Source organism: Nonomuraea mangrovi (genome assembly GCF_042681425.1).
Lineage (GTDB): Bacteria > Actinomycetota > Actinomycetes > Streptosporangiales > Streptosporangiaceae > Nonomuraea > Nonomuraea mangrovi.
In genome coordinates this window covers 145559-158326 of sequence record NZ_JBHUFV010000098.1, presented here as the reverse complement: position 1 = coordinate 158326, position 12768 = coordinate 145559, and the positions used below count along the sequence as shown (strand labels likewise).

General features: G+C 71.3%; 11 protein-coding genes. 6 read left to right on the top strand and 5 right to left on the bottom strand.

Features of this window, described 5'->3' with window-relative positions:
- Positions 1-26: 26 nt before the first annotated feature.
- The 3 genes from ACFSKW_RS51760 to ACFSKW_RS51750 all read left to right on the top strand — a co-directional run bounded on the left by ACFSKW_RS51760 (position 27) and on the right by ACFSKW_RS51750 (position 3178).
- The gene (locus tag ACFSKW_RS51760; protein ID WP_379582737.1) at positions 27-812 is read left to right on the top strand and encodes an SDR family oxidoreductase; all 786 of its coding nucleotides are present in this window, start codon (positions 27-29) and stop codon (positions 810-812) included.
- Between the two features lie 318 nt (positions 813-1130).
- Positions 1131-2252 (top strand): MBL fold metallo-hydrolase, encoded by a 1122-nt coding sequence (locus tag ACFSKW_RS51755; protein WP_379582735.1) that lies wholly within the window; start codon positions 1131-1133, stop codon positions 2250-2252.
- A 2-nt stretch (positions 2253-2254) separates the two neighbouring features.
- Positions 2255-3178: a pirin family protein gene (locus ACFSKW_RS51750; protein ID WP_379582733.1), complete on the top strand. Its 924-nt coding sequence runs from the start codon at positions 2255-2257 to the stop codon at positions 3176-3178.
- 3 nt (positions 3179-3181) lie between these two features.
- Here ACFSKW_RS51750 and ACFSKW_RS51745 read toward each other — a convergent pair whose 3' ends face one another.
- The 3 genes from ACFSKW_RS51745 to ACFSKW_RS51735 all read right to left on the bottom strand — a co-directional run bounded on the left by ACFSKW_RS51745 (position 3182) and on the right by ACFSKW_RS51735 (position 7104).
- Positions 3182-4336 (bottom strand): aminotransferase class V-fold PLP-dependent enzyme, encoded by a 1155-nt coding sequence (locus ACFSKW_RS51745; protein WP_379582731.1) that lies wholly within the window; start codon positions 4334-4336, stop codon positions 3182-3184.
- 13 nt (positions 4337-4349) lie between these two features.
- The gene (locus ACFSKW_RS51740; protein ID WP_379582729.1) at positions 4350-5342 is read right to left on the bottom strand and encodes a coiled-coil domain-containing protein; all 993 of its coding nucleotides are present in this window, start codon (positions 5340-5342) and stop codon (positions 4350-4352) included.
- Between the two features lie 100 nt (positions 5343-5442).
- The gene (locus ACFSKW_RS51735; protein WP_379582727.1) at positions 5443-7104 is read right to left on the bottom strand and encodes a protein kinase domain-containing protein; all 1662 of its coding nucleotides are present in this window, start codon (positions 7102-7104) and stop codon (positions 5443-5445) included.
- A 143-nt stretch (positions 7105-7247) separates the two neighbouring features.
- On the opposite strand from ACFSKW_RS51735, the gene ACFSKW_RS51730 reads away from it, so the two are divergent.
- On the top strand, positions 7248-7766 hold the full coding sequence (locus ACFSKW_RS51730; protein WP_379582725.1) for a DUF4396 domain-containing protein: 519 nt from the start codon (positions 7248-7250) through the stop codon (positions 7764-7766).
- Positions 7767-7777: 11 nt separating this feature from the next.
- On the opposite strand, the gene ACFSKW_RS51725 is transcribed toward ACFSKW_RS51730, so the two are convergent.
- Positions 7778-8839 carry an FAD-dependent oxidoreductase gene (locus ACFSKW_RS51725; RefSeq protein ID WP_379582723.1) on the bottom strand — a complete coding sequence of 354 codons (1062 nt, stop codon included), beginning with the start codon at positions 8837-8839 and terminating at the stop codon, positions 7778-7780.
- A gap of 128 nt (positions 8840-8967) precedes the next feature.
- Here ACFSKW_RS51725 and ACFSKW_RS51720 point away from each other — a divergent pair, with 128 nt between their 5' ends.
- Entirely contained in the window at positions 8968-10200 is a 1233-nt protein-coding gene (locus ACFSKW_RS51720; protein ID WP_379582721.1) for an SGNH/GDSL hydrolase family protein, read from the top strand.
- 238 nt (positions 10201-10438) lie between these two features.
- Here the strand turns inward: ACFSKW_RS51720 and ACFSKW_RS51715 are convergent, their stop codons facing one another.
- The gene (locus ACFSKW_RS51715; protein ID WP_379582719.1) at positions 10439-11062 is read right to left on the bottom strand and encodes an Lrp/AsnC family transcriptional regulator; all 624 of its coding nucleotides are present in this window, start codon (positions 11060-11062) and stop codon (positions 10439-10441) included.
- A 119-nt stretch (positions 11063-11181) separates the two neighbouring features.
- Here ACFSKW_RS51715 and ACFSKW_RS51710 point away from each other — a divergent pair, with 119 nt between their 5' ends.
- Positions 11182-12759, top strand: coding sequence for an ABC transporter substrate-binding protein (locus ACFSKW_RS51710; RefSeq protein WP_379582717.1), 1578 nt, complete (start codon positions 11182-11184; stop codon positions 12757-12759).
- Positions 12760-12768 lie beyond the last annotated feature (9 nt).

Sequence of the window (12768 nt, the reverse complement as noted above, 5' to 3'; positions counted from 1 at the left end):
TCTGACGCAGATCTGAAGGGCACGTCATGGACATGGAACTCAAGGGCAAGACCGCCGTCGTCACCGGCGCGAGCAGGGGCATCGGGCTCGCGACCGTCTCCGCGCTCACCCGGGAGGGCGTGCGCGTCGTCGCCGCGGCGCGGACCGTGCCGCCCGCGCTGCGGGAGACGGGCGCCACGCCGATCGCCGTCGACCTGTCGACCGCCGAAGGACCCGCCGAGCTCATCGCCCGCGCGACGGACGAGCTGGGCGAGATCGACGTGCTCGTCAACAACGTCGGCGGCGGCGACACCGGAGGGCGGGTCGCCGGATTCCTCGGCTTCGACGACGCCGACTGGCTGGCCGCCCACTCACTGAACTTCCTGGCCGCGGTCCGCACCACCCGTGCCGCCATGCCCAGCCTGCTCCGGCGGGGTGGGACGATCGTGAACATCTCCTCCAACGGCGCCCGCATGCCCCACGCGGGGCCCGTCACCTACACCACCGCGAAGGCGGCGCTCACCGCGTTCGGCAAGGCCATCGCCGAGGAGTTCGGGCCGCAGGGCGTGCGGGTCAACACCGTCTCCCCCGGCCCGGTGCGCACCTCTCTCTGGGAGGACCCCGAGGGGTACGGCGCGGCGCTGGCGGCCTCGATGGACGTGACGCTGGAGCAGCTGCTGGCCGGGCTGCCGGGGGCGGCGGGGATGACCACGGGCCGCCTGATCGAGCCCGCCGAGGTGGCCGCGCTGGTGACCTACCTCGCCTCGCCGCTCGCGTCCAGCGTCAACGGCGCCGACTTCGTCATCGACGGCGGTGCCATCAAGACCGTCTGACACCTGCCACGGGAACACGGCCCCGACCACCCCACGCCTCTCCGTGTCGAGGGGCGGGGTCGATCGGGCCGGGTCGAGGCGATGGAGCAGGCTCCTGGTGAGGGTGGGGCGAGCCTCCGGCCGCCGGGTGGGGCGGGTGGTGACCAGAGCCGGGGATGGGGCGGGTCGGGGTTGAGGGGGGACGGCCGAGGGCGGTGGCTGAGGGTTGTCTCAGGTTGCGGCGCGCGGGTGAACATATCGCGATATATCGTGCTAGGCGGGAACATGTGAGCCTCCGGGCGCGGTTGTCCGGAGGGATCGACTTGGGGAGTGTGAGCGATGGCGGCGATGCGCACGGTACGGCGACTGATCGCTGGTGGGGTGGCGCTGGCGGCGGCGGGGTGGGCGTTGCGTGACGTGCCCGCGGAGCTGGGTGTGCGCCCGTTGACCTCGGGCGAGGACAGGGCGAGCAGGATCCGCCGTTCGCCGCAGTTCAGGGACGGCGTCTTCGTCAACCCCATGCCCGAGCAGACCCGGGTGGGCGCGCCCTCCCCCGCGCTGCTGCGCGAGCTGATGAAGGACCGCGAGTCGCGCAGGCCCGCCGGCCCGATCCCGTTGCGCACGCCCGCGGCCGGTGACCTGTCGCCCACCGGGTTGAACGTCGTCTGGTACGGCCACGCCTCCACCCTCGTGGAGATCGAGGGCAGGCGGGTGCTGTTCGACCCGGTGTGGAGCGGCCGGGTCTCCCCCACGCCGTTCGTGGGCCCGCTGCGGCACCACCCGGTTCCCGTGGCCATCGAGGAGGTGCCGAAGCTCGACGCCATCGTCATCTCGCACGACCACTACGACCACCTCGACCTGTCGACGGTGCGCAGGCTCACCCGCATCTCCAAGGCGCCCTTCCTGGTGCCGCTGGGCATCGGCGCGCACCTGGAGCGCTGGGGCGTGCCGCTGTACCGGATCATCGAACTGGACTGGGAGGAGGAGGCGAACGTCGCGGGCCTGCGGTTCGTTTCCACGGCCGCCCGCCACTTCTCGGGCCGCTCGCTGACGCGCAACGACACGCTGTGGGGCTCGTGGGTCGTCGCGGGGAGCCGCAGGAAGGTCTTCTACGCGGGCGACTCCGGCTTCTTCGAGGGGTACGCGAAGATCGGCGCCGACCACGGCCCGTTCGACCTGACGCTGATGCCGATCGGCGCCTACAGCCCTTCGTGGCCCGACATCCACATGAACCCGGAGGAGGCGGTGAACGCCCACGTCAATCTGGGCGGCTCGCTGCTGCTGCCGGTGCACTGGGCGACGTTCACCCTGGCCCTGCACCCGTGGTCGGAGCCGGTCGACAGGCTGTGGCGGGAGGCCAAGGCCCGCGATGTGAAGATCGTGGTGCCGCGCCCGGGCGAGCTCGTCGACACCGCCTCCGCCCCGGCGGTCGACGCCTGGTGGCAGGCCGTACAGTCGTAGACGTGAGCAACGTGGAGCCGAACCCGCAGGAGACGGTGTGCGCGGCGGGTGAGCCCGTTCGCGAGCTGGTGAAGGGGCACGAGGTCGCGCTGGGCGGGCCCCGCGCCATGACGGTGACGCGCACGCTGCCGGCGGTCGGGCGGCGGATGGTGGGCGCGTGGTGCTTCGTCGACCACTACGGTCCGGAGACGGCGCGGATGAGCGTCCCGCCGCACCCGCACACGGGTCTGCAGACCGTCACCTGGCTCGTGGCGGGCGAGGTGCTCCACCGCGACAGCGTCGGCAGCATCCAGCAGGTGCGCCCCGGCGAGCTCAACCTCATGACGGCGGGACGCGGCATCTCCCACGCGGAGGAGTCGCCGGAGACGGAGCTGCACGGCGTGCAGCTGTGGGTGGCGCTGCCGGAGGGGTCGCGCCAGGTGGCGCCGCACTTCGAGCACCACGGCGACCTTCCTGTGGTGCGCGGTCCCGGCCACGAGTCCACGGTCGTCATCGGCTCGTTCGGCGGCGCGACCTCGCCGGCGACGGCCTACACGCCGCTGGTGGGGGTTGAGGTGTCGCTCGACGGCGAGGCGGAGCTGCCGATCCGGCCGGAGTTCGAGCACGCCGCGCTGACGTTGAACGGCTCGCCGAGCGTCGACGGCGAGGAGCTGCCTGTCGGCCCGCTGCTCTACCTCGGTCTCGGCCGGTCGTCCCTGCGGGTGTCGGGCCGTGGCCGGCTCCTGCTGATCGGCGGCGTGCCGTTCGAGGAGGAGATCGTGATGTGGTGGAACTTCGTCGGCCGTACGCACGAGGAGATCGAGGCCTTCCGCAAGGAGTGGACGGAGGGCGCGCTCTTCGGCGAGGTCGCCGACTTCGACGGCGACCCGCTGCGCGCCCCCGCCCTCCCCACCGCGCGGCTCAAGCCCCGGGGCAGGGTCCGTTAGGCGTCACAGGGCCTCGAGCAGGCGGGCGACCTCGTCCTCCGTGTTGTAGTAGTGCACCGAGGCGCGCACGGCCGACTCGGGTGAGACGGTGTCGAAGCGCTGGTCGGGCTCGGTGGCGCTGACGTTGATGCCCTGCTCCCGCAGGCGCAGCATCAGCTCGCGGCTGTTCTGGCCGGCCATGGTGAACGTGACGATGCCCGAGCGCTTGGCGCCGCGGTCGTGGACGGTCACGCCCGGCTTCGCCTCCAGAGCCGAGCGCAGGCCGGCGGCCAGCTCGGACACCCTGGCCTCGATGGCGTCGACGCCGATCGACAGCGCGTAGTCGACGGCGGCACCGAGGCCGAGCTGGCCCGCGAAGTAGCGCTCCCACGTCTCGAACCTGACGGCGCTGTCGCGGATCTCGTAGGTGGAGGGCGTCGTCCAGCTGGCCGAGTGCAGGTCGAGGAAGGGCGGTTCGATCTCGTCCAGCACGCCGCGCCGTACGTAGAGGAAGCCGGTGCCGCGCGGGCCGCGCAGGAACTTGCGGCCGGTGGCGGAGAGCATGTCGCAGCCGAGCTCGTCGACGTCGAGGGCGATCTGGCCGACGGACTGGCAGGCGTCGAGGAGGTAGAGCACGCCCGCGGCCCTGCACAGCCTGCCGACCTCGGCGGCGGGGCTGACCAGGCCGTTGTGGGTGGGCACGTGGTTGATGGCGACCAGCCGGACCCCGCCCTTGGCCAGCTCCGCCTCCAGGACGCGGAGGTCGATGGTGCCGTCGGCGTCGTCGGGGATCACCTCGACGTGCACGCCGCGCGAGCGGGCGACCTGCAGGAAGGCGATGCCGTTGCTGACGTACTCGCTCGTGGTGGTCAGGATCCTGTCGCCGGGCTGGAAGGGGACGCCGTAGAAGGCCATGTCCCAGGCGCGCGTGGCGTTCTCGATGTAGGCGATCTCGTCGCGGCGCGCGCCGAGCAGGGCGGCGACGGAGTCGTAGAAGCCTTCGAGCCGCTCGGCCGCGCGGTCCTTCGCCTCGTAGCCGCCGATGGTGGATTCGAGGTCGAAGTGGTCCCTGACGGTGTCGATGACGACACGAGGGGGCAGTGCCGCGCCGGCGTTGTTGAGATGGACCACTTTCGCGCAGCCGGGTGTATCGGCGCGCGCCTTTTCGATGTCGATCACACCACAAACGGTATCAATACACCGAAATATGCGGATGGTCATAGTGATTGGCCGTGGTGCCGCCCCGGTTGGACATCATCCGCCACGAACCGGTCCTGGCGTGCCAGATCCGCTGCCGGTAGATCACATACATGATGCCCAGCCGCTGGGAGTTCTTGATCGCCCAGGCGGCGATCTCGTTGCCCCTCTGCACCTCCGCGGCCGAGGGCATCGCGCCGCCCCGGCTCAGCATGAAGTCGCAGGCCCGGCCGAGCGGATGCTCGCCGCCGTCCTGGATCGCCCGGTAACACCCGATCCCGTACGGCACGGCGAACCGCTCCGCGATGAGCTTCTTGACCAGGCGCATCCTGGGCGTGATGTTGTCGGGGCCGGAGGGGAGTTGCGGCACCCACGACCCGTCGGGCCTGCGCACGCCCGGCGTCGGGTAGAGCAGGTCGATCCTGTCCTTGATCTTCTCGATGACCTTCTCGGCGTCCTTCTTCTGGGCCTCGAGCTCCTTGATGCGCTCGCCCAGCTCGTCGGCCCGCGCCTGCGCGTCGGTCTTGGCCTTGCGATGCTGGTCGCGCACCCGGGTGAACCCTTCGAGGCGCGCGCCCTGCTCCTCGCCGATCGCCCGCAGCGTGGCCATGCCGGCCAGGTCGACCTCGCCCAGCAGCGCGGGGACGACGCCGAGCCCGCCCGACATGTACTGCTCGGTGGCCATGAGGCGGAGCTGGGCCGACTCCCTGTCGTAGTCGGCCTGGGCGACCTTCAGACGCTCGCGGGCCGACTTCTCCGCCTTCTCGACCTTCTGCAGCTCACGGCGACTGCTGTAGTACTCGGCGATGAGCTTGTCGGAGTTCTTCTGCAGCTCGGAAAGCTCCTTCTTGAGCTGCTTGGCGCTCGGCTTGGGCTTGGCCAGGACCTCCGCGGCGGGCACGGTCATGGGCATGGTCACCGCCAGGCCCGCCGCGAGCAGGATGCGGAGCGGGGCGCGCCGCCGGTCGCCGGGGGCCGCAACCGCCACGCTTCTCCTTCGTCCGAGGGGCCGGCGCCAGGAGAGCGCCGTTCTGTCCGATGGACGATAGTAGAGGATTGATTGAAAAGTGCGACATTCGGGGACGGAGCTAGGGTCCCTGCCTCCTGCCCGAAGGGGCGCCGCCGCGCGTCCGGAGGCGGCGGGCCACGACCAGCCGGCGGCCGAGAAGCAGCACGCCCGGGAGCAGCGCGCCGGGGAAGGCGGCGCCGCCCAGCAGGCTGGAGCCGACCTTGACGCCGAGGTCCGCGCCGACCAGGCCGTCGCCCTCACCGCTCAGGAGCGGGACGTTGACGGAGACCGAGACCTCCGCGGACAGGATCGGCCCCCGGCCCGCGGACGGCGCACCTGGGCCGGGATCGCCAGGCCCCGGCTCTTCCTGGCCCGGGTCGCCGGGATCCGGATCACCGGGGTCCGGATCGCCCGGATCCGGCGCGGGGGTTCCCGGGGCGGGGGGTTCGGGGGCAGGGGTGTCGGCGGGGGGCGGCGTCGCCCGGGCGCGGGTCGGTCCGGGTTCCGGGGTGCGGGTGGGAGGCAGGGCGGGGGTGGTCCTCGTGGCGCTGGGCTCAGGGCTCGGCTGGTCGGCCACGGGCGGCGGCCGGGTGAAGGCGTTCGCCGGGTTCTGACGCGGCTCGGTCAGCCGTTCCGCTTCGCCCGGCCTGGTCGGCGCCAGAGAGGTCGGCGCCGGCGAGGTCGGCTCCGCCGTCTCGGAGGGGAGGGCGGGCAGGGCGGCCGTCCTGGCCGGACCCGGCTGCCGGGAGAGCGGCTCGGTCGGCGGGTCGCGCCAGATCGCGAAGGTGGCCAGCACCGCGGCGATCGTGGCCACGGTCACAGCCGCGGTCACGGCCAGCTTGCCCACGGGCGCGAGCGCGGTCTGCGCCAGCGTGCTCGAGGTCTCGGCGGCGGGCCCGGCGAGCGGGAAGAGCGCGGTGAACGGCAGGGTCAGCACCGCCAGGCCGGTCCTGCCCCGCTGCTGCCAGTCCTCGCCGTACGCCGCGGCCGCGGCCGTCTCCAACTCGGCGATGAACGCCTCGGCCGAGGCGGGCCGGGCGGCGGGGTCCTTGGCCATGCCGTGCTCGACGAGGGCCCTGACCGGGTCGTCGACGTCCTCCAGCGGCGGGGACAGGTGCTGGTGCTGGTAGGCGAGGGCGGCCATGGTGGCGCCGTCGAAGGGGCGGCGTCCCGTGAGGCACTCGTAGAACACCACGGTCGCGGCGTAGACGTCGGTGGAGGGGCTGGCGGGGGCGTCGTCCCACTGCTCGGGCGCCATGTACGACGGGGTGCCCGCCGGCGGGCCCGGTTCGCCCGCGTGGGCGGCGACGCCGAAGTCGACGAGGCGGCTGTCGCCCTCCCCCGTGACGATCACGTTCTCCGGTTTGAAGTCGCGGTGCACGACGCCCGCGCGGTGCGCCTCGGCCAGGCCGAGCAGGGCGCCCTTCAGCACGGTCAAGGCAGCCTCGGGGCCGGTGGCGCCCTCGTGCGAGAGGAGGTGCCGCAGGGTCACGCCGTCGACCAGTTCCATGACGATGGCGGCGCCGTCCTCGCCTTCGACGTACTCCATGAGGCGGGCGATGTGCGGGCTGTCCAGGTCGGCGATCAGCGCGGCCTCGGTTCTGAAGCGCTGGATCAGGCCGGGATCCGACAGGTGTTTGATCGCGACGGGTAAGCGGTCGGCGTCACGCAGGGCCAGCACGACGCGTCCTGCGCCCCCGTGGCCGAGCTCCCTGATCTCGGTGTAGCCAGGCACCCGCATATCGGGACGTTAACCTCACACCCCACTCGATGTCGAGATCCACTGTCGAACTATTCCCTGTAGTACTCTGTGGGACATAGCTTGCCATATACCTATAGGGGGTATAGGTTCCGGTGCGAGCAACTTGAAGAAGGAGTTTGGACATGTCGGAAACGCATGGGCACCACGAGCATCACGGTGATCATGGTCAGCACAGTGATCACGGTCATCACGGTGGTCACGGCGGCGGCGTTTCGTGGAGCATGGCCGCCACGGCGACGCTGCACTGCCTCACCGGATGCGCCATCGGCGAGGTCCTGGGCATGGTGATCGGCACCGCGCTCGGCTGGTCGAACGCGCCCACCATCGCCCTGGCGATCGCCCTCGCCTTCGTGTTCGGCTACCTGCTCACCATGATTCCCGTCCGGCGGGCCGGGCTGAGCTGGGGTCAGGCGCTGAAGGTGGCGCTGGCGGCCGACACGGTCTCGATCGTGGTGATGGAGATCGTGGACAACGGCGTCATGCTGATCATCCCCGGCGCGATGGACGCGGGGCTGACGTCAGGACTGTTCTGGGGCGCGCTGGCCGTGGCGTTCCTGGTGGCCTTCCTGGTGACCACGCCGATCAACAAGTGGCTCATCGGCAAGGGCAAGGGCCACGCGGTGGTGCACGCCTACCACTGAGCCTCCGCCCGTCAGGCTGCCGCCCTGGTGGCGGCCAGCAGCCTGCGGACGTTCACGGCGGCGGTACGGCCCGCGCGGTTGGCGCCGACCGTGCTGGCCGACGGCCCGTAGCCGACCAGTTGCAGGCGTGGCTCGGCCATCGCCTGGGTGCCGTCGACCTGGATACCTCCGCCGGGTGTGCGCAGGCGGAGCGGGGCCAGATGGTCGAGCGCCGAGCGGAAGCCTGTCGCCCACACGATCGTGTCGGCCGCCTCGAACCGGCCGTCGCCCCACGCGACGCCGCCCGGCTCGATCCGGGCGAACATCGGCAGCCGGTGCAGCGTACCCTTCTCCAGCGCCTCGAGCACGACGGGGGTGTAACCGAGACCTGTGACGCTGACGACGCTCTGCGGCGGCAGGCCCTGCCGTACCCGCTCCTCGACCATGGCCACCGCGTCCCTGCGCGCCTCCTCACCGAAGTCGTCGTCGCGCCAGACCGGCGGGCGGCGGGTGACCCACAGGGTGCCCGCCGCGACGCCGCCCAGCTCGGACAGCACGTGCATCGCCGAGGCGCCGCCGCCCACCACGACCACCCTGCGCCCGGCGAACTCGGCAGGCCCCCTGTAGGCCGCGTAGTGGAGCTGCCTTCCCAGGAAGCCCGACGACCCCGGATAGTAGGGCCAGTAGGGACGCGTCCACGTGCCGGTGGCGTTGACGACCGCTCTGGCCGCCCACTCCCCCGCGTCGGAGGCGACCACGAGCCTGCCGTCGCCGCGCGTCACCGCTCTCACCTGGACGGGGCGGACGATGCGCAGCCCGGCCTCCCGCTCGTAGGCCCCGTAGTACTCGGGGACGACCAGCGCGGCGGGCGCCAGGCCGTCGGCGGAGGGCTCCCTGTGGACGCCGGGCAGGTCGAAGATGCCGTGGACCTTGTCCATGGTCAGCGAGGGCGACCTGTGCCGCCACGCCCCTCCCGGACCCTCCGCGGCGTCGAGCACCACGGGATCCAGGCCGAAGCGGTTCAGGAAGTAGGCGCTGGACAGACCCGCCTGCCCCGCCCCGATCACCACGACGTCAGTTTCGTTCACGTTCATGACCAACCACGCACGCGCCTCGGCCCTTCCCGCGTCCCCTTCTCTCCAGCAGGACGCGCATCTACGATCACGGCAGATCGTCCATGCCCCCGCCTCGGAGTAGTCATCTGGCCTGACGGAGCCGCCGCATGCCCTCCCGCTTAGCCGCCCTCACCGCCGCCGCCCTCCTGCTCCTCGGAACGGGCACCGCCGCGAGCGCGGGCCCGCAGACCGGCTGGGTCGCCAGTTGGGGCGCCTCGCCCGCCTCCGGCGTCCCGAACACCGACAACGGCTATCCGAACCACTCCATCCGCAACGTCGTCCACCTCAGCCTCGGCGGGACGGCGGTGCGCGTGCACCTGTCGAACGCCTTCGGCAGATCACCGCTCGTCATCGGCGCCGCGACGGTGGCGCTGGGACGCGGCTCGACCAGCGCCGACGCCGTCTCCGGCACGGTCAGCGAGCTGACCTTCGGCCGTGAACCCTCGATCACGATTCCCGCGGGCGCGGAGGCGGTCAGCGATCCGGTGCAGATGCGGGTGCCCGACGAGGCCGACCTGCTCGTCACGACGTTCGTCCCCACGCCTTCAGGGCCCGTGACCTACCATCCCGCGGCCCAGCAGACCTCCTTCTACGCCACCGACGGCGACCACACCGCGGAGGAGTCGGGTGCGGCCTTCTCGCTGGCGACGTCCGCGTGGCACTACGTCACGGGCGTGGACGTGCGGGCTCCGGCGGCCAGGGGTGCCGTGGTCGCGCTCGGCGACTCCATCACCGACGGCATCCACTCCACGCCCAACGCCAACCGGCGCTGGCCCGACTTCCTCGCCGACCGCATCATGGCCCAGCCCGCCGGTAGGCGGATGGGGGTGCTCAACGCGGGCATCAGCGCCAACCGGCTGCTGCTCGACGGCGGCGGCCCGCTCGGCGGCAGCGCGGTGAGCGCCGGCGTCAACGCGCTGGCCAGACTCGACCGCGACGTGCTCTCCCGGCCTGGGGCGACGACCGTGATCGTGCTCCTGGGCATCAACGACATCCAGCAGACACCCCACCGGACCGACCCCGCGCCGATCGTCGCGGCGCTCCGGCAGATCATCGAGCAGGCGCACGCGCGTGACTTCACGGTCGTCGGCGGGACGCTCACGCCCTTCAAGGGGTGGCGGGTCCACAACGAGACCCTCGAGTCGGTACGGCAGAGCGTCAACGCCTTCATCAGGAGCGGCGCCTTCGACGCGGTGGCCGACTTCGACGCCGCGCTGGCCGATCCGGCCGACCCGTTGCGGATGTGGCCGTCCTACGACAGCGGCGACCACCTGCACCCGAGCGACGCCGGCTACGAGGCGATGGCCAACGCCGTCCCCCTCGCCGCCCTCGGCCACTAGCCCGACCGGCCGCGAGCAGGGAGTCTCCGCCTCCTCGAGGCGTGCGGCCGGAGGAGGCGAGAGGGCGTGGCAGGCCGGGACGTCAGACGAGCGTGACGCGGTCCAGGTCGGGAGCGTAGGCAGCGTTGTTGAAGAACCGCAGCGTGTTCGTCCCTGCGTCGAGCGTTACCCAGGCGCCCAAGCCGTGGAAGTCGTTCACCGGCCGGGCTCCTCATCATGAACGAGCAGCCGGCCAGGGTCACCCGTCCTTCCTGAGCGCGGCGCGGCCCTCGGCGGCGCCGACGAACCGCATCTTGCCGAGAGGCACATCCGCGGGCTCGGGCGCGGCCCTCCTGCTGGTCCTGCCCGCGTCGCGGTCGGTGGGCAGCACGTAGGGCCGCCTGAGCACCTCGTCCAGGATGAACACCGTCTCGGTGGCCTTCACCGCCGGGATGTTCGCCATCCGCTCGGTCACCAACCGGTGCACCTCCGCCACGTCGGACACCCGCACCTGGATCATCGCGTCGTGCTGCCCGGTGGTGATCGCGCAGTACTCCACTTCGGGCATCCGGGCCAGCTCGGCCCTGAACTGCTTCCACATCTGCTGCCGCACGGTCACGAAGACCAGCGCGGTGATGCCGAGGCCCGCGCGCAGGTGGTCGATCTCGGCGGTGAAGCGCTTGATGGCGCCGTCGGCTCGCAGCGCCTCGAAGCGGGTGTAGGCGTTCGCCCGCGAGATGCCCACCCGTTCGGCCAACGCGGCGACCGAGATCCTGCCGTTCTCCCTCAGGACCTCGAGGATCTTCATGTGGGTGGCGTCGAGATCAAGCCCGATACCGATCCGTCCAGTCGAATCCCCAAGCCTCCCGCTATTTCCAGACATTTCACTCATCGTGTGACCAATCCCTTCAGATCTATCTCACTCACCTGACATGAGCTGGACATTCTGCCGCACAATCCTCGACCAACCCCAACCAACCGTCCAGCTTCGGAGGACACCCCATGGCGACCCGCTCTCAGACGGCAGCATTGCTGGTCGTCGGTGCTCTCGCGCTCGCCGCCTGCTCCGCCGGCGGCGTCAAGTCGTCGGCCGCCCCGCAGTCCGGCGCCAAGACCCTCGTCATCGACACGTCCTTCGACCTGAAGACCGCCGACCCCGGGCGCACCTACGAGCCGACCGGCCTGTTCGTCGGCAAGGCCGTCTACGAGACGCTCCTGACCTTCGACGGCTCCGACGTGACCAAGCCGGTGCCCGCGCTGGCCGAGTCCTACACGCTCTCCGACGACGGCAAGGTGCTGACGCTCAAGCTCAAGCAGGGCGCCACGTTCGCCGACGGCTCGCCCGTGACGGCCGACGACGTGGTCTTCTCGCTGACCAGGGTGCGCGACATGAAGGGCACCCCCTCGTTCCTGCTCGACGGGGTCGAGGTGGCCAAGACCGACGACTCGACGATCACGCTGACCTCGAAGTCGCCCAACCCCGCCCTGCCGTACATCCTGCCCAACCCCGCCCTCGGCGTGCTCAACAGCAAGGTCGCCAAGGAGCACGGGGCGACCACGGACAGCGGCGACAAGGCCGAGCAGTACCTCAACTCGGCCTCGGCGGGGTCGGGTCCGTACACGATCGAGTCGTTCAACCTGACCAGCCAGGTCGTGCTCAAGGCGAACCCGAAGTACTACGGGACCAAGCCCTCCTACGACCGGGTGGTCATCCGCAACGTCGAGGCGGCCACGCAGAAGCTGAACATCCAGCGCGGTGACAGCCAGGTGGCGCTCAACCTGTCGGGCGACCAGGTGACCGGCATGCCCTCGACGCTGCAGGTGAAGAAGACGGCCTCGGCGAACGTCATCTTCCTGCTGGCCAACCAGGACTCCGCGGTCAGTAAGGCCACGCCGAACGCCAAGTTCGTCGAGGCGCTGCGCAAGGGCGTCGACTACGCGGGGCTGCTGGAGCTGGCCGGTGAGGGCTCGACGCAGGCGCCGGGCATCATCCCCTCGCAGCTGCTCGGTGCGCTGCCCGCCGACCAGGCGGCCAAGCGCGACGTCGAGGGCGCCAAGGCGGCGCTGGCGGCCAGCGGGGTGTCGAACCCGACGGTGAAGCTCGAGTACCCGAGCGAGCTGACCGTCAACGGCCTGTCGTTCCAGCCGCTGGCCGAGCGCATCCAGGCGAACCTGAAGGAGGTCGGGATCACCGTCGACCTCGCGCCCGCGCCCGTCACGACCGCGCTGGACAACTACCGCAACGGCAAGGAGGAGCTGGGCCTGTGGTACTGGGGCCCGGACTACCCGGACCCGAGCGACTACCTGGCCTTCCTGCCCGGCAAGCTCGTCGGCCTGCGGGCCGGATGGAAGGACGGCGCGGCCAAGGACATCTCCGCCGCCGGTGACAAGGCGGCGACGGCGATCGGCGACGAGGCGCGCAAGGCCGCCTACGCCGAGGTTCAGCAGAAGCTGAACGAGGGCGGGCCTTTCATCCCGCTCATCCAGCCGAGCCAGAACATCGTGACCGCGGCGTCGGTGAGCGGCCTGGAGTACCACCCGGTCTGGACGGTCGACGTGGCCGACCTCACCGCCAAGTAGGCCCCCGAG